Here is a 21,679-nt window from a genome sequence, read left to right on the forward strand (position 1 = left end):
CCCTCCGCGACTCTTTCCTCCATGACTCCAGACCTGACCACGCTCCAGCCGCTGCGGCCCACGCTCTACCGGCTCGCGGCCGACGGCCGCTCGCTCGACTTCCTGTTCGCCCAGTGCCCGCAATGCCGGCAACTGAGCTTTCCGGCCAACGCACCGGGCTGCATGCATTGCGGCCACGCCATCGATGCCTCGGCGCAGGTGGCGCGGCCCGGCGGCGGCACCCTGCTCGAGTACGTGACCCTGCACGTGGCGATGGTGCCGGGCCTGCCCGCACCCAGCATCGCGGGCGACATCCGCATCGCCGAGCAGGTGGTGGAGGAAGGCGTGATCGGCGTGGCCGACGAGAGCCTGCTCGCGCCGGGCATGACGCTGCGCGCGGTGGCGGTGCCGCTGCCCTCGGGCGAACACTACGGCTGCCACTTCGTGCCGGCGGATGCGCGAGGAGCCACGACATGAGCAGCAGCAACTGGCTGGCCGGCCAAGGCGGCGTCTACGTGGTCGGCATCGGCCTGCACCCTTACCAGTTCCCCAGCGACACGCCCTACACCCACCTGGGCCTCACGGCCGTGCGCGCCGCGCTGGCCGATGCCGGCCTGGCCTGGAAGCAGGTGCAGGCCGCCTACGTGGGCACCACCTCGATCGGCATGGCCGCGGGCCGCGTGATGCTGCGCCACCTGGGCTCGACCGGGCTCGCGGTGACGCAGGTCGAGAACGCCTCGGCCTCGGGCTCCTTCGCCTTCCGCCAGGCCTGCATGGAAGTGGCGCACGGCCTCAGCGACGTGGTGCTCGCGATGGGCGTGGACAAGCATGGCGACGGCCGCCGCGCGGCCAACAAGGATGGGCTCGAACGCCTCAGCGACACCGCCACCATCCCGGCCGTGAAGTTCGCGCTGATGGCGCGCAGCTACCTGCGCGAGCACGGCGGCGGCATGGAATCGATGGCGAAAGTGGCCGTCAAGAACCACGGCAACGCCGCGCTCAACCCCTATGCGCAGTTCCGCAAGCCGCGCACGCTCGAGCAGGTGCTGGCCTCGCCCAGGGTGGCGGGCGACCTCACGGTGCAGCAGTGCTGCCCGCGCGGCGAAGGCGCCGCCGCGGTGCTGCTGGTGTCGGGCGATGCGCTGGCACGGCTCGGGCTCGACCCGAGGCGCTGCGTGCGCGTGCACGCCTCGGCCGCCAGCAGCGAGCGCGACGAAACGCGCTACGGCGAGGGCCCGATCGATCTGGTGCGCGACAGCGCGCGTGCCGCGCTCGAGCAGGCCGGCATCGGCGCCACCGAGCTCGACCTGCTCGAGCTGCACGACGCCTTCTCGGTCGAGGAGCTGCTCTACAGCGAGGCCGTGGGCGTGTGCCAGCCGGGCGAAGGCGCGGCCTACCTCGAGCGCGGCGACTCGCGCATCGGCGGGCGCTGCGCCATCAATGCCTCGGGCGGGCTGATCGGCATGGGCCATCCGCTCGGGCCCACGGGCATCGGCCAGGTCGCCGAGATCGTGCGCCAGATCCGCGGCGAGGCCGAGGGCCGCCAGCACCCGGCCGCGCGCTGGGGCATGGCCCACATGATCGGCCTCGGGTCGGTGGCGATCGCGCACGTGCTCGGCGGCACGGCGCGCGGCTGAAGAACAGACGACACAGGAAGAAGCTCCCCATGAACCCGAACACCCCTGCCCTCGAAACCCTGCTGTACGAAGTGCGCGGCAACGTCGCCGTGGTCACGCTGAACCGGCCCGATCGCATGAACACGCTCGGCGGCTCGATGAAGCCCGACCTCGCGCGCGCCTTCTTCGACTACGCGCGCGCCGACGAGCGCGTGCGCGCCGTGCTGGTCACCGGCAGCGGCGAGCGCGCCTTCTGCGCCGGCGCCGACATCAAGGAACGCGCCGGCAACGCCACCCTCGGCACCGACTACTTCGTGGCGCAGAAGGCCACGCACGACCTGTTCCGCAATATCGAGGAGTTCGAGAAGCCGGTGATCGCCGCCATCAACGGCGTGGCGCTCGGCGGCGGGCTCGAGATCGCGCTGTGCGCCGACATCCGCCTGGCCTCGCAGGCCGCGCGCTTCGGCCTGCCCGAGATCAAGCTCGGCGTGATCCCCGCGGCCGGCGGCACGCAGCGGCTGCCGCGGCTGATCGGCGAGGCGCGCGCCAAGGAGCTGATCCTCACGGCCGACCTGGTCGACGCCGACACCGCGCTGCGCTACGGCATCGTGAGCCGCGTGCTGCCGCAGGCCGAGCTGATGCCCGCCGCGCTCGCGCTGGCCCAGCGCATCGCGGAGCATCCGCCGCTGGCGGTGCGCTTCGCCAAGCGCGCCATCAACCGCGGCATGCAGACCGACCTCGACTCGGGCCTCGAGTACGAGCGCTACGCGGCCGCCATGATCATCGACAGCGAGGACCGCAAGGAAGGCATGCGCGCCTTCGTCGAGAAGCGCAAGCCGGTGTTCACCGGCCGCTGAGCCCTTCCCTCCATTTCTTCCCCATCCCCTACAAGAAAAGGAACGCATCCCATGAAACTCGGATTGGAAGGCCAGGTCGCGCTGGTCACCGGCGGCGGCCAGGGCGTCGGCCGCCAGATCTGCATCGAGCTCGCGGCCGAGGGCGCGCGCGTCATCGTCAACGACCTGTTCGCCGAGCGCGCCGAAGCGGTGGCGGCCGAGATCGCGGCCGCCGGCGGCCAGGCCCTCGCGGCGCCGGCCGACATCACGCGCGCCGACCAGGTCGAGGCCATGGTGGCCAGGGGTACGGCGCACTTCGACGCGCCGGTCAGCGTGCTGGTCAACAACGCCGGCATCATTCCCGAGCGGCGCGAGAAGGGCGGGCGCACGCCGCCCTTCCTCGACATGCCCATCGAGGACTGGGCCAAGATCGTCAACCTCAACGTCTACGGCACCATGCACTGCTGCCGCACCGTGCTGCCGGGCATGGTGGCGCGCAAGGGCGGGCGCATCGTCAACATCATCTCGGAGGCCGGGCGCATCGGCGAGGCCAACATGGCGGTGTACTCGGGCGCCAAGGCCGCGATCGCCGGCTTCGGCAAGGCGCTGGCGCGCGAGCACGGCCGGCACGCGATCACCGTCAACTCGGTCGCGCTGGGCGCGGTCTCGCACGCCGGCATCAAGGACGGCCCGCTGCGCGTGGACGCCACGGTCGAGAACGACGAACGGCTGCCCAAGATGCTCAACGTCTACCCGATCGCCAAGGGCGTGGGCCGGCTCTCGCGGCCCGAGGACGTCTCGGGCGTGGTGGCCTTCCTGGCCTCGGACCGGGCGCTGTTCGTCACCGGCCAGACGCTGGGCGCCTCGGGCGGTTTCGCGATGTTGTGAGCGCGCGTTCCTGAAGATCGGGCCGCGCCCAGGGTTCTCCCGCAGCCCCGCGCCGGCACGGGCCACGCGCGGCAATGCAGAATCCGGTCCCATGGCTGCGCTGCCTTCCGTCCTCGACCCCCGCTCCGTCATCATGCTGGCGGGGCTGATGGGCGTCGTGATGTCGGTGGTGGTGTTCTTCATGCGCCGCAGCTACCCGGCCACCATCCAGGGCCTGCGCGAGTGGGCCTGGGCGCCGCTGGTGGCCTTCGTCAGCACCCTGCTGTTCGCCGCGCGCGACGTGCTGCCCGACTTCCTCACCATCGTGGTCGCGAACGTGGTGCTGTTCGAGGCCTGCCTCCTCTACTACGCCGGCAGCCAGCGCTTCCTGCACGGCCGCAGCGACACCGCCGGCTGGCACGGCCTGACCGTGCTGATGGCCTGCGCGCTGTTCTGGTTCAGCGCGTTCAAGCCCGACTACGAGATCCGGCTGGTGATCGTCACGGCGCTGGTCGCCGCCCTGTTCTTCAACCACGCACTGCTCTACATCCGCAACCGCGGCCGCGTGCTCGGCATGCGGCTGATGATCGTGCTGCTGCTGCTGCAGGCGCTGGTGGCCCTGGCGCGGCTGGTCTCGGCGCTGCTGGGCATGGCCGGCGTCGGCCTGATGGACGCGACCCTGCTGCAGTCGATCTACATCTCGATGTACTCCTTCACCGTGCTGCTGCTGTCGATCGCCGCCATCCTGATGGCGACCGACCGCATGCATTCGGAGTTCGAGTTCCTCGCCACCCACGATCCGCTGACCGGCGTGCTCAACCGGCGCGCGCTGCTCGACGCCTGCCAGGCCCAGCTGGCCGCGGCCGGGCGCGACGGCGGCTCGAAGACGCGGCGCATGGCGCTGCTGATGATCGACGTCGACCACTTCAAGTCGATCAACGACCGCTTCGGCCACCAGACCGGCGACGCCGTGCTGCGCGAGGCCGTCGGCCGCATGCAGCGCGCCATCGGCGGCCACGGCCTGCTCGGGCGCTACGGCGGCGAGGAGTTCGTCGTGATGCTGCCCGAGGCCTCGCCCGCCGAGGCCACCGAACTGGCGGCGCGCGTCAAGGCCAGCGCCGGCGAGGCCTTCCCGGCCGACTCGCCGCTGGCCGCCGTGGGCGCCTTCACCGTGAGCATCGGCGTGGCGCCGCAGCAGCCGGGCGCCGACATCGACGACATGCTCGGCCAGGCCGACGAGGCGCTGTACCGCGCCAAGTCGCTGGGGCGCGACCGCGTGGTGCTGGCTACGGCCGCCTGAGCGCTTCCAGCGAGCGCGCCGCGCGCCGCTCCCAGGCCAGCGCCCCCTGCGCGCGCGCCAGTTCCAGCGCCTGCCGGTAGCAGGCCTCGGCCCGCGCCGCATCGCCCTGCCGCTCGTGGCGCCAGCCGGCGGCCCGGAAGATCTCGGCCCGGCACCACGGCCCGTCGCCCTGCCCGGCGCGCTCGAGCAGCCGGTCGTCGATCCACTCGGCGCAGAACGTGACCAGCATCTCGGCGCGCGGCGCATCGATGCCCGGCATGCGCTCGGCCACCGCGGCGAGCCAGGCCGGCCGGTCGGCCGACGCCTCGAGCGCGAGCGCGTCGTCGTAGGCCTCGGCCCAGGCGTGCCAGTAGCCGAAGCCGCGCGCCTGCGTCTCCTGCCGCATGGCGTCGACCCAGCGGCGCGCGAGTGCGTGCTCGCCGGCCCAGATCGCCACCGGGCAGATCCAGAACAGCGCCACGCACGAGGACATCGCATGGCCCAGCGCCGCCGCCTCCTGCTCGCAGGCGCGCGCCGCCGCCAGCGCGCCGGCCGTGTCGCCCTGCAGCCAGAGGGTGCGCGCGAGGATCGCCATGGCCGTGATGCGCGCATCGGGCTGGAAGGTGTTGCCGCTGCTGCGCCGGGTGGCGCCGTCGACCGCCATCGCCGCCTCGGCATGGGCGCGGGCCTCGGCGAAGGCGCCGCAGAAATGGCTGGCGAGCGCCTGCATGCGCAGCGACAGGTTGCGCGTGGCCTCGCTGTCGGACTGCGCGGCGAAGGCGCCCAGCACCTGGGCGTGGCGCAGCGCCGCGCGGTAGTCGCCGCGCGTGATGTTGAGCGCGCACAGGCCCCAGCGGGCCTGGAACTCCAGCGTGCCGACCCCGAACTCGAGCGCGCTGGCGAGCGCCGCCTCGCAGGCCGCGCTCATCTCGGCCACCGTGCCGCCGGTGTGCCACAGCGCGTTGTAGAGCGCGAGCTGCAGCCAGCCGGCGGCCAGCCGGTCGGGCGTGCGCAGCGCCTGCACGTAGGCCAGCGCGGCGCGCACGCGGTCGCGGTACTCGCCCACCTCCGACAGCCGGAACCACAGCGTCGCCGAGGCGATGGTCAGCGCGCCCGCGAGCGCCGTGTCCTCCTGCTGCGCCAGGCTGGCATCGAGCGCGGCGCGCACGTCGTCGAGCAGGAAGCCGTAGCGCCGGGTCCAGGCCGCGGCGTCGAGCACGGCCAGCTCGGTGCCCGCGTTGCACATGCGCTCGAGCATCAGCTGCGCATGCCGGCGCGCGGCCGTCTCCTGCTCGTTCGCGCGCGCCAGCAGCACGCGCGCGTAGCTGCGCGTGGTGTCGAGCAGTCGGTAGGGCGAATGCGACTCGCGCTCGGCGTCGTAGACCACGAGCGACTTGCGCGCCAGCGACACCAGCACGTCGGAGGCGCGGTCGGGATCGAGCGCGTCGACCGCCACGCCGAGCGCGGCCTCCATGTCGAAATGCGCGCGGAACACCGACAGGCGCCGGAACAGCAGCAGCTCGGCCTCGTCGAGCAGGCCGATGCTCCAGTCCAGCGTGGCCGCCAGCGTGCGCTGCCGCGCCAGCGTGACGCGCTCCACCGTCGAATGCAGCCGCATGTGGTCGTCCAGGCCGAAGGCCAGGTCGTTCGCCGCCTGCACGCCGAGCCGCGCCGCCACCAGCTCGATCGCCAGCGGAATGCCGTCGACCTGGCGGCAGATCCGCAGCAGCGCGCCGCCGCTGGCATCGTCGAAGGCCGCGGCGCCGGCCGCCCCGGCGCGATCGACCAGCAGTTGCACCGCGGGCGAATGCAGCGCCTGGGCCAGCGAGGCCCCGGGATCGCGGTGCACCGGCAGCGGCAGCAGCCGCAGCACGTGCTCGCCCTCGACGCGCAGCACGTCGCGGCTGGTCGCGAGCACGCGCAGCGCCGGCAGCGCGGCCAGGAAGCGGTGCAGCAGCGGCGCCAGCGTCTCGATCACGTGCTCGCAGTTGTCGACCAGCAGCAGCGCGGGCTCGCGCGCGAGCCGCTCGATCACGGCCTGCGCCACGTCGGCCTCGCCGCCGCGCACGCCGACCGCGCGCGCGATGGTGGTCAGCACGTGGTCCTGCGAGGTCAGCGGCGCGAGGTCGACGAAGCGGACCGCGCCGCCCTCGGGCAGCGCACGCGCGCGGCGGATCTCGGCCACGCGCACCGCGAGCCGGGTCTTGCCCACGCCGCCCGCGCCCACCACCGTCACCAGCCGGCTGGCCTCGAGCATCGCGAGCAGCCGCTCGAGCTCGGCGCCGCGCCCGAACAGCGTCGAGGTCCGCAGCGGCAGCTCGCCCAGCGCCTGCGCCTCGGGCATGTCGGCCGCGCGCGCGAAGGCCGCGTCGCGCGCGAACTCGCGGCGCACCCGGCCCAGGAAGCAGTAGCCGCGCAGCGGGATGTTCGAGATCCATTCGAGGCAGCCGTCGTCCGGGCCGGGCGTGCCCAGCGCCTTGCGCAGCAGCGACATGTGCACGCGCACGCTGGCCTCGTCGACCACCACGTCGGGCCACACGGCCGCGAGCAGTTCCTCCTTGCCGACCACCTCGCCCGCGCGCTTCACCAGCGCGAGCAGCAGGCCGGCCGCGCGCGAGCCCAGCGCCACCGGCCGCCCCTCGCGCTCGAGCCGGCGCAGGTCCTCACGCAGCACGAAGGCACCGAAGCACCACAGCCGCGTGCCGGCCTCGGCCTGCGGCTGCGTGGCCGGCTGTGTTCTGGAAGGCAGCATCGCGATCGGTGGCGCGCGGCGTCATGCGTGCCGGCCCTCAGGCGCGGACCAGCCCGCGCTGCGTGGCCTTGACCGCGACCTGCGCGCGCGAGCTCACGTGCAGCTTCTCGCAGATGCGCGACACGTGCGCCTTGACCGTGTTGGCCGAGATGTCGAGCTTGCGCGCGATGCCCTTGTTGCAGTCGCCCTTCACGAGGAAGCGCAGCACGTCCTCCTCGCGCGCCGTGAGGCCGGTGCGCGGCGGGCCGCTCTCGAGCAGGCCGGCCGTGCGCCGGCACAGGTAGCGCGAGCCGCCGCGCGCCACGTGGCGGATGCAGTCCATCAGTTCCTGCGGGCTCGCGTCCTGCAGCAGGTAGCCGTGCGCGCCGGCGCGGATCGCCGCCATCACCTCGCCCTCCTTGTCGCGCCGCGTCATCACCACCACGCGCGGGCCTCGCGCGCCCCCGGCCGCGGCCAGCAGCGCCAGCGCACACGCATGGTCGGCGACGATCACGTCGGCGGCGGTGCCGTCCGGCCGCACCTCGAAGTCGAGTTGCTGGCCGATCAGCGACACCAGCCCGGCCAGGACCAGCGGGTCCTCGTGGCGGACCTGGATGAAGAGGCGGGAAGCGTGGGTCATGGCGATCGATGGTCCGGTGGTGGGCGCGCTCAGGCGCACGAGAAGGCCGGCGCGGACGCGGCCGGCAACGGCGGGGCCGGCAGCGCCGGCGCCTCGTCGGGCAGCAGCCCGCGGCGCAGCGCCTCGGCGATCGCGCCGATGCGGGTCGACTCGCCGAGCTTGGCGAGGATCGCCTTCACGTGCGTCTTGACGGTGCCCTCGCCGATGCCGAGCAGGCGGCCGATGTCCTTGTTGCTGAGCCCGCGCGCGATGAGCTGCAGCACGTCGAGCTCGCGCGCCGTGGGCACGGCCTGCACCAGGCTGTCGAGCAGCAGGTCGGCGACCGCGCACGACAGGTAGCGGCGGCCCGCCGCGATGCTGCGCACGGCCTCCGACAGCTCCTCGGCCGTGGTGTCCTGCAGCAGGTAGCCGCGCACGCCCGCGTCGACGGCGCGGCGGATCTGCCAGCTCGTGCGCTGGTCGCTGACGACCAGCACCGCCACCGGCCGGGCGCCGCGGCGGCGTGGCAGGGCCGGCTGCAGGCCGCGCGCATGGTCGGCCACCAGCACGTCGGCCGAGCCGGCCTCGGGCGAATCGCCCGCCAGCACGGCGAAGTCGGCGCGCGAACGCAGCAGCGCCGCGATGCCGGTCGCGACGTAGGGATCGTGGTGCGAGATCGCCACCTGGATCCGGGTGGCGCGGGCCGGTTCGTTCATGGCGCAGGTCCTTGCAGAAGTCATGGGGAAAGTCTCTTCCATCGCCGCGGCGATCGCCAGTTAAGGCGTGTCAAACCTTGTTATCGGCCGCGGGGGCCAGCGCCACCACGCTCGCGATGCCGTTGCGGGCCATCTTGGCGTAGGGGCAGAAGCGCTCGGTGTTGCGCACCAGCTCCTCGGCCACCGGCCGCGGCACGCCGGGCAGGTCGATGGCGACCTCGGCCGTGAGCATGAACAGCCCGTCGACCGGGTCGCGCCCGAAGCCCACCGTCACCCGCACGCTCGCCTCGCGCACCTCGACCTTGTTGCGCGTGGCCAGCAGGTTCAGCGCGCCATGGAAGCAGGCCGCATAGGCCGCGGCGAACAGCTGCTCGGGATTGGTGCGGCCGCCGTCGCCGCCGAGCTCGGTCGGCAGCCGCAGCGCGAGGTCGAGCTTGCCGTCGTCCGAGCGCACGATGCCCGAGGCGCGCGCATGCCTGGCCTCGCCGCCGCTGGCCGTGACGGTGGTGGTGTAGATCGGTTCGAAGGCCGCCCCCCGGTACTTGTCGAGGAGGCTCACGGGTGGGGGATGCAGTGCGGGCATGGTGGAGGGCGGGGAGCCAGGGGCGGCGCCGGCGGCCTCCGCCGCCGCGACCGCGGCGACGCAACACCGCGCGGCAGGGGACGCCTGTTCGCGCGCTGCCGTCTTCACGGCTGCGGCGGCGGAGGTGCCGGCAAGGGGTGGCGGCGGCCGCGCCTCAGCGCGGCGCCTTCGGCAGTGCGAACCAGGCGTCGAAGTTCAGCGCGCCCAGGCGCGGGTTCGGGCCCGGCACCAGCGTGTCGTCCTGCAGCAGCGCGCCGAAGTAGCGCGTCTTCACGTCGGGCACCACGGTGCGCGGATCGTTCGAGGCCTTGAGGTAGCGCTGCACCAGGTCCGACAGCCGCACGCGTTCCGGGCCCGCGATCTCGACCACGCCCTGGCGCGGCGCGCCCAGCGTGTAGTCGGCCACCGCCGCCGCCACGTCGTCCGAGGCGATCGGCTGCACGAAGGCCGGCGACAGGTGCACCGTGTTGCCGTCGGCGCCCGACTGCGCGATCGAGCCGAGGAACTCGAAGAACTGCGTCGAGTGGACGATGGTGTAGGGGATGTTCGCCGCGCGGATCAGCGCTTCCTGCGCGATCTTGCCGCGGAAGTAGCCGCTCTCGCTGAGGCGGTCGGTGCCCACCACCGACAGCGCGACGTGGTGCCGGACGCCGGCCTTCGCCTCGGCGGCCAGCAGGTTGCGCCCCGAGGTCTGGAAGAACTCGAGCACGGCCTGGTCCTCGAACGAGGGCGAGTTCGCCACGTCGAGCACCACCTGTGCGCCGGCCAGCGCGGCATCGAGCCCCTCGCCGGTGAGGGTGTTCACGCCCGAGGCGGGCGAGGCCGCGACGACCTCATGCCCGGCCTCGCGCAGCCTGTCGACGACCTTCGAGCCGATCAGGCCCGAGCCACCGATGACGACGATCTTCATGATGCGTTCTCCTGGATGGGGTTGCGGGTTCAGGCCAGCTTGGCCTTGTCGAGGCCGAAGACCTTGTCGGACGAGCCGGGCACGGTCTTGAACGCGATGTTCAGGCGGCTCCATGCGTTGGTCGACATCACGAGGAAGGTCAGGTCCGAGATCTCCTTCTCCGACAGCTGCGTGCGCACGCGCTCGTAGATGTCGTCGGGCACGCCCTGCTCGGGCAGTTTGGTGAGCACCTCGGTCCAGGCCAGCGCGGCGCGTTCGCGCGGCACGAACAGCGTGGAGTCGCGCCAAGCCGCCAGGTGCAGCAGGCGCAGTTCGCGCTCGCCCTGGATCCTGGCCTGCTTGACGTGCATGTCGAGGCAGAAGGTGCAGCCGTTGAGCTGCGAGGTACGGATCGACACCAGGTTGCGCACCGGCTCCTCGATCGAGCTCTCCTTGATGGCATTGAGGAACTCGACGAACTTCTTGAAGATCTCGGGCGATTGCTCGGTGTACTTGACGCGTTGGGTCATGGCTTTTTTCCTTGAGGGCGTGAGAGGCGGCCGCCTCGGCTCAGAGCGGCTGAGTCATCCGTTTGCGAGGATCGCGAAGAGGAGACTCGATGCTAGGTTTGGCATTCGTGCGCCGGTAGGCCTGCCGGCGGGCGCACGGTGTTGAGCGTTGCGCACCAATCGCCGCGCAAAAAAAAGCGGACCCCGCGGGGTCCGCCCTTCGCGCGCCGCCGCGATCGCGGCGACCCGGCTCAGTCCCGCGGCGCCTTCGCATCCGCGGCCTCGGCGATCAGCCGCGCCACCGGGCCCGGCTTCGACACCATCACCACGTGCGAGGCGCCCTTGACCACCACCGTGCGGACCGCCTTCGCGCGCTCGGCCATGAACGACAGCGCGGCCGGCGGAATGTTCCTGTCGGCATCGCCATAGACGAACCACGACGGCAGGTGCTTCCAGGCCGCGGCGGGCGCGGGCTCGCCGAGCGCGGCCTCGGTCACGGGACGCTGCGCCACCGCCATCGGCCCCGACACGCGCGGCGCCACGTCGGCGGCGAACTGGCGTCCGAACAGCGGCTGCTGGATGTAGAGGTCCTTGCCGCCATCGGGGAGCGCCACCGGCGGCGCGAGCGTGGGGCCCAGCGTGCTGCCGGGGAACTTGCCCGAGAGGTCCACGGCCGACTCGCCGACCTCGGGCGCGAAGGCGGCCACGTAGACCAGCGCCTTGACGTTGGGCCGGCCCTCGGCCGCGGCCGAGATCACCGAGCCGCCGTACGAATGGCCGACCAGCACCACCGGCCCGGGGACCGAGGCCACCACCGCGCCCACGTAGGCCGCGTCGGACTTCACGCCGCGCAGCGGATTGGCCACCGCGATGACCGGGAAGCTGCGCGCGCGCAGGTCGCGCGCCACGTCGTTCCAGCTTGCCGATTCGGCGAAGGCGCCGTGCACCAGCACGATGGTGGGGCGGTCCGGCGGCGTGGCGCGCGCGGGTGCCGCGAGCTGCAGGCCGAGGATGCCGATGGCGCAGAAGGCGCGTGCGAATTGCGAGAGTTTCTTCATGAGATTTCCTGGAAGTGAATGGCCTGGCTGGGTGTCCTCGCAGCGGGTGCGAGGGGCATCTCGAGCGACAGGTGCAGGCACGCCGCCTTCGCTCCTTTCGAGATTCGGTGGGTCGCGGCGCCGGACCCGGCGGGCGCCGCGCGCGGTGCTTCCATCGCGACCGCGGCGAAGCGCAGGCCCGCATGGCCGGCCTCGCCGAGCGCGATCGCGCCGGCCGCGCCGATGGCCAGCAGGCACACGGCCATGTAGGCCCAGCGGCAGGCCAGCTCGATCTCGTCCGGCGCCGACGCGACCGGCTGCACGGTGCGCGCCGCGCGCGGGATCGCCGAAGAATGGATGCGCTGGGTCATGGTGCTTCCTCGCGGGGCGGGGCCCCGGCCCCGGGGTCGTCCGGGGCACCGGTGCGCGGAGATCGCGGCACGGTGGGAATGCTATTTTTCGCCACACGGTTGCGGTAGTCCCGTGACGGTGATCGCCGTGTTGTGCGCGTGGCATCAATGCGATGCGCGCCGGGCGGGATGCAAAGGCGCCCTCCACCCGCCGCGTTGCCGTGTTGCTGATCGGATTTGCGCGGAAGCATCCGCGCCGACGTGAGTTCGTCCCGTGCACGAACGGATGGAAAGTGCACGCCTCATTACAGCCGCCTCGGCAATCTGGCACCCGTCATCTTCGTTGCGGCGGGCGGAAGGCAAAAAGGAATCGGCGGCCTTCGCGGCCCCGGCCGGGCGCGCCGGGGTGCGTCGGGCCGCCGACGTGGTTCAGGCCGCGATCAATGTCGCGACGCGCTCGGGAACGTCGAAGGAACGCGTGGACAGGTGGCCGCGCGCGGCACCGGTCTCAGCGTGCGAGCTGGCTGGCCAGCCGCGCCACGTGCTCGCCCTGGAAGCGTGCGATCGAGAGCTCGTTGGCCGAGGGCTGGCGCTTGCCGTCGGTGCCCGCGAAGGTGCCGGCGCCATAGGGCGAGCCGCCGGTGATCTCGTCCATGCGGGTCAGGCCGGCGCAGGTGTAGGGCACGCCCGCGATCAGCATGCCGTGGTGCAGCAGCGTGGTGTGGAAGGAGGTGATGGTGGTCTCGTGGCCGCCATGCTGCGTGCTGGTCGAGGTGAACACGCCGCCGATCTTTCCGACCAGCGCGCCGCTCGCCCACAGGCCGCCGGTCTGGTCGAGGAAGGTGCGCATCTGGCCGGCCATGTTGCCGAAGCGCGTGGGCGTGCCGAACAGGATCGCGTCGTAGCCGGGCAGCTCCGCGATGCTCGCGACCTCGGCCGCCTGGTCGGCCTTGCCGCCGGCCTGGCGCAGCGCGTCGGGCGCCATGGTCTCGGGCACGCGGCGCAGCGTGACTTCGCTGCCGGCGACCGAGCGCGCGCCGTCGGCGACGGCCTGGGCCATCTGCTCGAGGTGGCCGTACATGCTGTAGTAGAGAACGAGGATCTTGCGCATGGGATGTCCGATGAAGAAAGAGAGGGTGGAGGGAAAGGAACGGGTGCGGGGCCATCGTAGGAAGCGACGGACCGCGGCGGTAGGCCGCCGCGCGGCCGCACCGTGTTGCCCGCCTCGCACCAATCGATGGCGGCGAACTCAGGCCGCGTGCATGGCGGCGCCGGACCGCTGCAGCGGCAGCCAGACGCTGAATTCCGCGCCGCGCCCGACGCCCGCCGACACCGCCTTCACGAAGCCGCCATGGGCCACCGTGAAGCCGTGGACCAGCGCGAGGCCGATGCCCAGGCCGCCATGGGCGCCCTCGGCGCCGGCCTGGCTGAACAGCCCGAACACATGCGGCAGGAACTCGGGCGCGATGCCGCAGCCGCTGTCGACGACCGAGCAGCGCGCGAAGCCGTCCTCGCACGACAGCCGCAGCACCACCTCGGCGCCCGCGGGCGAGAACTTCATCGCGTTGTCGAGCAGGTTGCCCACGATCTGCTGCAGCCGCACCGGGTCGGCATGGCAGCGCAATGGCTCGGCCGCCAGCATCTCGACCCGGATGCTGCCCGCGCTCCAGCCCGCGCGCAGCGTGGCCACGAGCTCGAGCGCGAGTTCGCCGAAGTCGAGCGGCCGGCAATGCAGCGCGAGCTTGCCGGTGCGGGCACGCGAGAAGTCGAGCAGGTCGTTGATGAGCCGCGTCTGGTTCTCGATCGCGCGCTGTATCGCCTCGGCGATGCCGCGCACGCGCGCCGAGGCGCCGGCCGCGGGCAGCCGCTGCAGCAGCTCGGCATTCATGCGGATCACGTTGAGCGGCTGCTTGAGCTCGTGGCTCACGACCGCCAGCACCCGGTCGCGCGCGGCATTGCGCAGCCGCAGGGCCGGGCCCGGGCAGGCGGAGGGTTCGACGATCGAGCGCTGGCCCGGCAGGGGATGGAGATTCATGGAGGGTCCGTGCGGCGGTGGCGGGGGGATGGGTCGGAAACGAGGCGATCCTAGGCAGCGCCCACGCGCGGCGGAAGGCATGCGCCGCGGCGTACCGTGTTGTCGGACGAGCACCAATCGCGACGCAGCGGAAGGAGCGTGCGGGCATCGTTCGCCGTTCCTGGACGCATCGTCCGGCCGCGGGCGATTGACGCACCGCGTGCCGTGCCTAGGATGAAGGCACGCCATGCGCCGCGCGCCGGCGTCCGCGACCCGGGCCCGGGCCGCGCGGGCCCGGGCCGGAAGATTCCTGTCACGAAACGCCCCGCCCATCCGTCTTGCTTTCGTGGCGCCAGCCGCGTCGATGCCGGCGCCGCGCACCGCCGCGCCCTCCTTCGTCTTTTTCCCCAGGATCCTTCCATGACGCACACCGTCGCCCCGCAGCCCCCGAAGCGCCTTGCGTCCCGGCGCCGAAGGCCCGCTTGCCGGCCCCGCCGCGCCGCGAGCCCGTGATGCAGGCAGCGCCCGACATGTCGGCCGACATCCGCTGGCGCTTCGGCGCGTTCGTGGTCTGGGAGACGCAGCGCCGCCTCGAGCGCTTCGGCCAGGCCATCCGGCTGGGCTCGCGCGCCTTCGAACTGCTGCTGCAGCTGATCGCGCGCGCCGGCGAGGTCGTGAGCAGCGAGGAGCTGCTCGCCGCGGTCTGGTCCGGCGTGGTGGTGGAGGAAGCCAGCGTGCGGGTGCAGATGTCGGCGCTGCGCAAGGCGCTCGGCGAACCCGAGCCCTCCGACCCCTGCGAGGAATGGATCTCCAACATCCCGCTGCGCGGCTACCGCTTCAATGCCAGGGCCCTGCGCGAGGAGGTCGGCGCCGCCTCCGGCGGCGATGCGGACGAGCCCGCGTTCGCGAAGCCGCCGGTGCCGCTCACGCGCCTCATCGGCCGCGAGGCCGACGTGGAACGCATGCTGGCGGCGCTCGACACGCACCGCATCGTGACCGTGGCCGGCACCGGCGGCATCGGCAAGACGCGCGCCGCCCTCCATGCCGCGCAATGCCTGCAGCAGCGCCGCGCCGTGGCCACGGCCTTCGTCGACCTGGCACCGCTGGTGTCGCAGGAGCACGTGCTCGGCACCATGGCGCGCGCGCTCGGCGCGCCGGCCGATGCGCCCGACACCCTGCAGGCCATCGAGCAGCGGCTGGCCGGCCGCGAGCTGCTGCTGCTGGTCGACAACTGCGAGCACGTGCTCGATGCGCTGGTGCCGCTGCTCGCGGGCCTGCTGGCCGCGCTGCCGCGGCTGCGCGTGCTCGCCACCAGCCGCGAGGCGCTGCGCGCCGAGGGCGAGTGCGTGCTGCGGCTGCCGACCCTCGCGGTGCCCGACACCGAGCAGCTGAACCTGGCGCAGGCGCTGCAGTCGCCCGCGGTCGAGCTGCTGGTGGAACGCGCGCTGGCCGCCGGCGCGCGCGCGCCGCTCGAGGCGGACGGCGCGCTGCTGGCGCGGATCGCGCGCCAGATCGACGGCATTCCGCTGGCCATCGAGCTGGTGGCGGCGCGGCTCGGCGTGCAGCCCATCGGCGACCTCGCGCGCCGGCTCAACGACCACATGCGGCTGTATTCGGCCGGCAACGGCAGCGTGCTGCCGCGCCACCGCACGCTCGCGGCCGCGCTGGACTGGAGCATCGCGCTGCTCGACAACGCGGAGCTGCAGCTGTTCCGCCGGCTCTCGGTGTTCCGCGGCCGCTTCGATGTCGAGTCGGCGCTCGGCATGGCCGCGGCCGACATGGAGGCCGACCTGGCCTTCGACGCGCTGATCTCGCTGGCCAACAAGTCGCTGGTGGCCTTCGACAACAACGAGCCCTTCGCGCCCTACCGGCTGCTCGACACCACGCGCAGCTACGCGGCCGGCCAGCTGGCGGACGCCGACGAGGCCGCGAGCCTGCGGCGTTGCCATGCGCTGTTCATGCGCGACCTGATGCGCGCCGCCACCGCCGAGCTGCGCGAACTCACCGTGCGCGAATGGAGCGAGCGCTATGCGCACCGCCTGGACGACGTACGCAGCGCGCTCGACGCCTGCCTGGCGCCGCTGGGCGACGCGCAGATCGCCGCCACGCTGGCGATCGAGTCGGCGCCGCTGTGGTTCCATGCCTCGCAGATCGAGGAGTACCGCGACCGCGTGCGCGCCACCCTCGAGGCCGTGGAGCGCATGCCCGGCGCCGACCCCGAGACCGCCACCTGGCTGCACGTCGCGCTCGGCAATGCGCTGTTCCACACGCTGGGGCCGACCGCGGACATGGGCGCGGCCTGCGAACGCGCGCTGGCCGACGCGCTGGCCGCGCGCTCCTGCGTGCTCGAGCTGCAGGCGCGCTGGGGCCTGTGCATGTGGCACGTGGGCCGCGGCGATTACGCGCCGGCGCTGCGGCATGCGGCACGGGTCGGCGAGATCGCGCAGGCCTCGCGCGACCCGGTGGCGCTCAACCTGTCGCACCGCATCGCCGCGCTGGCCCATCACTTCCACGGCGACTTCGCGCTGGCCCGCGAGAACGTCGAGGCCGCGATGCGCGTCGGCAGCGCGGGCCTGGCGCGCAATGCGCGCGACAACGTGTTCCAGATCGATGCGCCGGTCGCGACCAATGCCATGCTCGCGCGCACGCTGTGGATCCAGGGCGACGCGGCGCGCGCGCTGCGCACGGCCGCCAGCGCGGTGGCCCATGCGGGCGCCAGCGGCAATGCGCTGTCGCTGTGCTTCGCGCTGTTCGGCGCCTGCCCGGTGGCGCTGTGGGCCGGCCGCTTCGGGCTGGCGCGCAAGTGGATCCGCATGATGCTCGAGGAGACGCAGCGCCGCGGGCTCGTGTTCTGGCACCGCTGGGCGCAGTGCTACAGCCTGGGCCTGGAGGCCGCCACCGCGGACGACCGCGAAGCGCGCGTGCGCGACGTGGCCGCGCGGCTCGCGGACTTCGATCCCATGCGCAGGGAGATGCTCGTGAGCCTGTGTCCCGAGTGGCTCGACGAGGACACGCTCGAGCGGGCCCGCCGCGGCGGCTCGTGGAGCGCCGCCGAGGCCTGGCGCGCGGCCGCCTGGCGCAGCGAGCGGCAGGGCCGGCACGAGGAGGCGCAGGCCTTCTGCCGCACGGCCATCGAGACCGCGCGCGCGCAGGGCGCGCTGGCCTGGGAGCTGCGCGCGACCCTGCAGCTCGCGCGGCTGCGCGATCGGCTGGGCCGCACGGCGCCGGCCCTGGTGCTGCTCGAGGACATCTGCGAGCGCGCGTCCGGCAGCCACGGCAACCCCTGCCTGGCGCGCGCCCGCGCGCTGCGCGACCGGCTCGTCGCGCGCTGAGAGGCGCGCGGGGCTCCCCCCCGAAAGTGACAGGACCTCGTCTCCCCAGCGCCGGCTGCCCGCGCCGCGCTTCGTTCCTACCCTCGGGGCTTCCCGCGCCGATTCCGGTTTTTTTCGCCGCGCGTCACAAAAGCGTGCGCCCGGCCGTCTGTCAGGGAAGCAGAACCCGGCACCGGACGGACCGCATGAACCACATCGACGACCTCGACCAGACCTTTCACCACCTCCAGCCGCGGCTGCACGGCATCGCCTACCGCATGCTCGGCTCGAACGAGGAGGCGGAGGACGTGGTGCAGGACACCTGGATGCGCTGGCGCGCGGCGCAGCGCGAGCGCATCGAGAACGCGCAAGCCTGGCTGGTGTCGGTCGCCACGCACCTGTCGATCGACCGGCTGCGCGCGGCGAAGGTCGAACGCGAGCACTACATCGGCATGTGGCTGCCCGAGCCGGTACTGTCCGACGCCTCGCCCTCGCCCGAGCAGATGCTCGAGCAGGTGGAGAACGTGTCGATCGCCTTCCTGACCCTGCTCGAGCGGCTGGCGCCCGAGGCGCGCGCGGCCTTCCTGATGCGCGAGGTGTTCGGCGCCAGCTACAAGGACATCGCCCTCACGCTCGACAAGAGCGAGGCCGCCTGCCGCCAGCTCGTGCACCGCGCCAGGACCCAGCTCCTCGAGAAGCGCCGGCGCTACCGCGTCTCGCCCGAGACGCACCTGCGGCTGCTCAGGCAGTTCTCCGAGGCCGCCGAGCGCGGCGACTTCGCGGCCCTGCGCTCGCTGCTGGCCGAGGACGCCGAGTTCGTCGGCGACGGCGGCGGCAAGGTGCCGAGCTTCGAGGCGCCGCTGCGCGGGGCCGAGCGCATCGCGCAGCTCTACTACGCCGCGAGCCGGCGCTTCGGCCCGCGCATGCGCATGCGGATCGCGCCGATCAACGGCGAATGGGGCTGGATGCGTTTCCTCGACGGCGCGCTCGAGTCGGTGCACGCCTTCGAGACCGACGGCACGAGGATCCTGCGCATCCAGGCGCAGCGCAATCCCGAGAAGCTGGCCGCGCTGGCGGCCTTGCTGCAACGCTAGGAACCGCTTCCGATGCGTCCGCGCCGCCGGCCTCCGGTGCCGGCGGCGCGCCCGCGCGCGTCGCAGGTTCGCGGCCGGCGCGGCCCATAACAAAGCTTGACAGGCATTAACTGGCCCTCGCGCCGCGCCGCGCGCAGAGTGGCCGCTTCGCCTTGCGAAGGAACCGGACCCCCGTCCCCTTCAAACCGAGAAGCCGTCCCATGCCTACACCCGTCCTGTCCCCTGCCTCGCCCACGCCGCTGTCGCCGCGCGCGGATCCGCTCGCCTCGAGCTTCGCCACCAGCTATGCGGGCGTGGTCGCCTTCATCGCGGTGGTGACCGAGGGCAGCTTCGCGCGCGCCGCCGACCGCCTGGGCATCGGCCGCTCGGCCGTCAGCCGAAGCGTGCAGAAGCTCGAGGACCAGCTCAACGTGCGGCTGTTCGTGCGGACCACGCGCAGCACCAGCCTGACGCGCGAGGGCGACCTGTTCTACGCCAACTGCCACACCGGCGTCGACCGCATCGTGCAGGCGGTCGAGGAGATGCGCGACCTGCGCGAGGGCCCGCCGCGCGGCCACCTGCGCATCAGCTCGTCGGTGGGCTTCGGGCGCCGCGTGGTGGCGCCGCTGCTGGCCGATTTCCGTGCCGCCTATCCCGAGGTCTCGCTCGACCTGCTGCTCGACGACAAACCCAGCGACTTCACCTCGGACCGCGTGGACATCGCGTTCCGCAACGGCCGCATGGAGGACGCGCAGATCATCGCCAAGCAGATCATCCCGATGCAGATGCTGGTCTGCGCCTCGCCCGGCTACCGCGCCGCGCGCGGCCTGCCGGCCACGGTCGACGAGCTGGCGCAGCACCAGTGCATCAACTTCCGCTTCGCCTCGGGCCGCATCTTCGAGTGGGAGTTCAAGGTCGACGGCCAGGTCCGCAAGTACACGCCGCCGGCCCGGCTCACCTACAACGACGCCGACCTCGTGCTGCAGGCCGTGCTCGACGGCCAGGGCATCGCGCAGATGGCCGGCTACCTGATCTGCGATGCGCTGCGCTCGGGCGCGCTGGTGCCCTGCCTGGCGCAGCACGCGCCCGACGACCGCGGCCACTACATCTGCTACCTGAGCCGCCAGCACCTGCCCTCGCGCATGCGCGTGTTCATCGACTTCATGACGAACCGCATCCGCGCGGCCGACCTGCAGTGCCTCACGGACCTCGGTGCGGGCGGCTGAAGACGCGCATTGGTTCCCCGTCTTCAACAGCGTGAGTCCCTCGGCGAATCTACCGCCGCGCCGAGGCCCGACCTACGATGGATTTCAGGTCGCGGCCCCTCGTCGATACCGCGTGCGGGCCGCGCGACCTTCCACCCCTTGCCCTTCACGGAGACCTCATGAAGCTCACGCAGAACCCCTCGCGCCGCGACCTGATCGCGGCCGGCGCGGGCGTCGCCACCGGCGCGCTCGCCCTCGGCCTTCACGACAGCGCCGGCGCCGCCACGCGCCAACCCCACCCTTCCACCCAACGGAGCACTCGCATGAACAGCAACACCATCACCACCCAGGACGGCACGCAGATCTTCTACAAGGACTGGGGCGACGGCCCGGTCGTGACCTTCTCGCACGGTTGGCCGCTCAACGCCGATGCCTGGGACGGCCAGATGCACTTCCTCGCGCGCAACGGCTTTCGCGTGATCGCGCACGACCGCCGCGGCCACGGCCGCTCGAGCCAGTCCTCGTCGAACAACGACATGAACGGCTATGCCGACGACCTGGCGCAGCTGTTCGAGGCGCTCGACCTGCGGAAGGCGACCATGGTCGGCCACTCGACCGGCGGCGGCGAAGTGGCGCGCTACATCGCGCGCCACGGCAGCAAGCGCGTGGCCAGGGCGGTGCTGATCGGCGCGGTGCCGCCGGTGATGCTGAAGTCCGCGGCCAATCCCGAGGGCCTGCCGATCGAGGTGTTCGACGGCCTGCGCGCCGGCGTCGCGAGCGACCGCTCGCAGTTCTACAAGGACTTCGCGATCCCGTTCTTCGGCGCCAACCGCCCGGGCGCGAAGGTGTCGCAGGGCGTGCTCGACCAGTTCTGGCTCTGGGCCATGCAATGCGGCCAGAAGAACGCCTACGAGTGCATCAAGGCCTTCTCCGAGACCGACTTCACCGAGGACCTCAAGAAGATCGACGTGCCCACGCTGCTGATGCACGGCGAGGACGACCAGATCGTGCCGATCCACGACTCGGCGAAGAAATCGGCCAGGCTCATCGCGAACGTGAAGACGCTCTACTACCCGGGCGCGCCGCACGGCCTGACCGCCACGCTGCAGGACAAGGTCAATGCCGACCTGCTGGCCTTCCTGCGCGCATGAACGCCGCGCCACACGGTCAACCCCCGCGCCGCGCATGCTGAACCTGCTGCTGCAAACCACGATCGATGGCGATCCGGACGACTGGAACATCGATCGTTTCAGCCGCCTGGGCGCCTTTCTCGCGGGGCTCCAGGACAAGGAAGGCCGGCTGGCCTTCCGCGTCACGGCGCGCAACCGCACGCACCCCGGCGCGCCCGACCCGGTGCTCTCGACGCTCGATGCCTCCGACTACGACCAGCTCTGGCTGTTCGGCGTCGACGGCGGCGACGGCCTGACGCCCGAGGACTGCGCGGGCATCGGACGCTTCCGGCGCCGCGGCGGCGCGCTGCTGGTCACGCGCGACCACATGGACGTGGGCAGCTCGATCTGCAGCCTCGGCGGCATCGGCGCGGCGCACCATTTCCACAGCCGCAACTGCGAGCCCGACCGCACGCGCCACTGCATCGACGACACGCACGCGGCCCACATCCTCTGGCCCAACTACCACTCGGGCGCCAACGGCGACTTCCAGCGCATCCGCTCGGTCGGCAGCATCCACCCCGTGATGCGCGACCGGCAGTCGGCCACCGGCGTGATCCAGTACCTGCCCGCGCATCCGCACGAGGGCGTGGTCGGCGCGCCGCCCGAGGACTCGAGCGGGCGCGTGATCGTCGAGGGCCAGAGCCTGGTGTCGGGCCGGCGCTTCAACATCGCGGTCGCCTTCGAGCGTTCCGAGCATGGCGGCCGCGCGATCGCGCAGTCGACCTTCCACCACTTCGCCGACTACAACTGGGCGCCGTCGAGCGGCTGCCCGAGCTTCGTGGGCGAGGCGCCCGGCGACGGCATCGCGCGCTTTCCCGAGGCGCTGCGCTCGACCCGGCAATACGTGCGCAACGTCGCGTTCTGGCTCTGCGCCTGACACCGTCCGCGCCCAT

General features: G+C 72.6%; 20 protein-coding genes. 10 read left to right on the forward strand and 10 right to left on the reverse strand.

The window, feature by feature from the left end; genetic code table 11:
- Positions 1-21: 21 nt before the first annotated feature.
- The 5 genes from R0232_RS27105 (at position 22) to R0232_RS27125 (ending at position 4,598) form a co-directional block, all read left to right on the forward strand.
- Positions 22-456 (forward strand): zinc ribbon domain-containing protein, encoded by a 435-nt coding sequence (locus tag R0232_RS27105; protein WP_431510095.1) that lies wholly within the window; start codon positions 22-24, stop codon positions 454-456.
- Positions 453-1,616 (forward strand): thiolase family protein, encoded by a 1,164-nt coding sequence (locus R0232_RS27110; RefSeq protein ID WP_431510096.1) that lies wholly within the window; start codon positions 453-455, stop codon positions 1,614-1,616. The genes R0232_RS27105 and R0232_RS27110 overlap by 4 nt, the downstream gene beginning before the upstream one ends.
- A gap of 29 nt (positions 1,617-1,645) precedes the next feature.
- Positions 1,646-2,452 carry an enoyl-CoA hydratase/isomerase family protein gene (locus tag R0232_RS27115; protein WP_208509228.1) on the forward strand — a complete coding sequence of 269 codons (807 nt, stop codon included), beginning with the start codon at positions 1,646-1,648 and terminating at the stop codon, positions 2,450-2,452.
- Between the two features lie 51 nt (positions 2,453-2,503).
- Positions 2,504-3,319, forward strand: a complete 816-nt coding sequence (locus tag R0232_RS27120) for an SDR family NAD(P)-dependent oxidoreductase (protein ID WP_431510097.1) — start codon at positions 2,504-2,506, stop codon at positions 3,317-3,319.
- 91 nt (positions 3,320-3,410) lie between these two features.
- Positions 3,411-4,598 (forward strand): GGDEF domain-containing protein, encoded by a 1,188-nt coding sequence (locus R0232_RS27125; RefSeq protein WP_431510098.1) that lies wholly within the window; start codon positions 3,411-3,413, stop codon positions 4,596-4,598.
- Here R0232_RS27125 and R0232_RS27130 read toward each other — a convergent pair.
- The 10 genes from R0232_RS27130 to R0232_RS27175 all read right to left on the reverse strand — a co-directional run bounded on the left by R0232_RS27130 (position 4,585) and on the right by R0232_RS27175 (position 14,046).
- Complete coding sequence (locus tag R0232_RS27130; RefSeq protein WP_431510099.1) at positions 4,585-7,329, reverse strand: ATP-binding protein; 2,745 nt, start codon at positions 7,327-7,329, stop codon at positions 4,585-4,587. The two genes, R0232_RS27125 and R0232_RS27130, sit on opposite strands and share 14 nt — an antisense overlap.
- Positions 7,330-7,366: 37 nt before the next feature.
- On the reverse strand, positions 7,367-7,948 hold the full coding sequence (locus R0232_RS27135) for a LuxR C-terminal-related transcriptional regulator (RefSeq protein WP_431510100.1): 582 nt from the start codon (positions 7,946-7,948) through the stop codon (positions 7,367-7,369).
- Positions 7,949-7,977: 29 nt separating this feature from the next.
- A complete protein-coding gene (locus R0232_RS27140; RefSeq protein ID WP_431510101.1) occupies positions 7,978-8,643 on the reverse strand; it encodes a LuxR C-terminal-related transcriptional regulator in 666 nt (221 codons plus the stop codon).
- 70 nt (positions 8,644-8,713) lie between these two features.
- Positions 8,714-9,226 (reverse strand): Ohr family peroxiredoxin, encoded by a 513-nt coding sequence (locus R0232_RS27145; RefSeq protein WP_431510102.1) that lies wholly within the window; start codon positions 9,224-9,226, stop codon positions 8,714-8,716.
- Positions 9,227-9,380: 154 nt separating this feature from the next.
- A complete protein-coding gene (locus R0232_RS27150) occupies positions 9,381-10,136 on the reverse strand; it encodes an SDR family oxidoreductase (protein WP_431510103.1) in 756 nt (251 codons plus the stop codon).
- Positions 10,137-10,165: 29 nt separating this feature from the next.
- Positions 10,166-10,645, reverse strand: coding sequence for a carboxymuconolactone decarboxylase family protein (locus tag R0232_RS27155; RefSeq protein ID WP_208511077.1), 480 nt, complete (start codon positions 10,643-10,645; stop codon positions 10,166-10,168).
- 230 nt (positions 10,646-10,875) lie between these two features.
- Positions 10,876-11,682, reverse strand: coding sequence for an alpha/beta fold hydrolase (locus R0232_RS27160; protein WP_431510104.1), 807 nt, complete (start codon positions 11,680-11,682; stop codon positions 10,876-10,878).
- A complete protein-coding gene (locus R0232_RS27165) occupies positions 11,679-12,032 on the reverse strand; it encodes a hypothetical protein (protein ID WP_431510105.1) in 354 nt (117 codons plus the stop codon). The genes R0232_RS27160 and R0232_RS27165 overlap by 4 nt, the downstream gene beginning before the upstream one ends.
- Before the next feature lie 487 nt (positions 12,033-12,519).
- Positions 12,520-13,122 (reverse strand): NAD(P)H:quinone oxidoreductase, encoded by a 603-nt coding sequence (gene wrbA, locus R0232_RS27170; RefSeq protein WP_431510106.1) that lies wholly within the window; start codon positions 13,120-13,122, stop codon positions 12,520-12,522.
- 138 nt (positions 13,123-13,260) lie between these two features.
- Entirely contained in the window at positions 13,261-14,046 is a 786-nt protein-coding gene (locus R0232_RS27175) for a sensor histidine kinase (RefSeq protein WP_431510107.1), read from the reverse strand.
- A gap of 461 nt (positions 14,047-14,507) precedes the next feature.
- On the opposite strand from R0232_RS27175, the gene R0232_RS27180 reads away from it, so the two are divergent.
- From R0232_RS27180 to R0232_RS27200, 5 genes are all read left to right on the forward strand, one after another.
- Complete coding sequence (locus tag R0232_RS27180) at positions 14,508-17,357, forward strand: ATP-binding protein (protein ID WP_431510108.1); 2,850 nt, start codon at positions 14,508-14,510, stop codon at positions 17,355-17,357.
- 194 nt (positions 17,358-17,551) lie between these two features.
- The gene (locus R0232_RS27185; RefSeq protein ID WP_408908375.1) at positions 17,552-18,430 is read left to right on the forward strand and encodes an RNA polymerase sigma-70 factor; all 879 of its coding nucleotides are present in this window, start codon (positions 17,552-17,554) and stop codon (positions 18,428-18,430) included.
- A gap of 200 nt (positions 18,431-18,630) precedes the next feature.
- Positions 18,631-19,635: a LysR substrate-binding domain-containing protein gene (locus tag R0232_RS27190; protein ID WP_431510109.1), complete on the forward strand. Its 1,005-nt coding sequence runs from the start codon at positions 18,631-18,633 to the stop codon at positions 19,633-19,635.
- 302 nt (positions 19,636-19,937) lie between these two features.
- Entirely contained in the window at positions 19,938-20,765 is an 828-nt protein-coding gene (locus R0232_RS27195) for an alpha/beta fold hydrolase (protein ID WP_431512931.1), read from the forward strand.
- 34 nt (positions 20,766-20,799) lie between these two features.
- Positions 20,800-21,663 (forward strand): hypothetical protein, encoded by an 864-nt coding sequence (locus tag R0232_RS27200; protein ID WP_431510110.1) that lies wholly within the window; start codon positions 20,800-20,802, stop codon positions 21,661-21,663.
- Positions 21,664-21,679: the final 16 nt, after the last annotated feature.

The organism is Variovorax sp. DAIF25 (genome assembly GCF_050711835.1).
Lineage (GTDB): Bacteria > Pseudomonadota > Gammaproteobacteria > Burkholderiales > Burkholderiaceae_C > Variovorax.